Genomic DNA, 651 nt, shown 5'->3' with positions numbered 1-651 from the left:
AAGTGTATACGTAATCGCGTCCTTCACTCTTACAATCGTCGAGAAAGACGTCAGCCTGCTTGTCGACTAACTCAATGATGGAGGCCTCGCCTTCGTCGACCTGAATACGCAATATTTTGACCCGGTTGGCCTCGCCGTAGGTGGACTTCGAGAATCTGACATGGGTAGCGGTCGTCACGGTCTTCACCGAGATATGCTCACCAGTGTCGGAGACGACATCGTAGCCGCGCTGGTTCGTCGCAAGGGCCATCTGGCCTCTGGTTATCATCGCAGTATAGAGTTCGCCGATACGTCCGGTCAGATGACCAATATCCTGAGGCTTTACTCCCCAAGCAAGTTCCTTCTCGAACCATGCCAGTGCTTCAGCAAGGGACCGGATTATCTGTCCTTGGGAGAGGGTATTTGGTGTGTTTTCCATATCGGCCCTTCGTCACAACGTATCCAAAAGGACACCGTATTTGGCTGTTGACGGCGGCACAAGAAAGGGTCGGCTACTTCCATTACTTGAACTTCAGCAGGAATGGAGGATTCCATTTCTTATATATGATTTTGTCCTGTTTTTCATTGTAGATGAAGTTCCTTGCAAAAAAAGATTTACGTATGCAATTATAGTGGTTTCATCTGACTGAATATTTATGTTTCACGATGTGG

Annotated in this window: 1 protein-coding gene; it reads right to left on the bottom strand. The window is 48.1% G+C overall.

Annotated features, from left to right (window positions below; translation table 11 throughout):
- Positions 1-418, bottom strand: a 418-nt coding sequence (locus GOX01_RS12775; RefSeq protein ID WP_218023029.1) for a DUF6998 domain-containing protein, incomplete at its 3' end; no start/stop codon positions are given.
- Positions 419-651: the final 233 nt, after the last annotated feature.

Source organism: Gluconobacter oxydans, assembly GCF_006539685.1.
GTDB classification, from domain to species: Bacteria; Pseudomonadota; Alphaproteobacteria; order Acetobacterales; family Acetobacteraceae; genus Gluconobacter; species Gluconobacter oxydans.
Note: the sequence above shows the minus strand (reverse complement) of the source record. Positions and strands in the feature narration are given on the sequence as shown.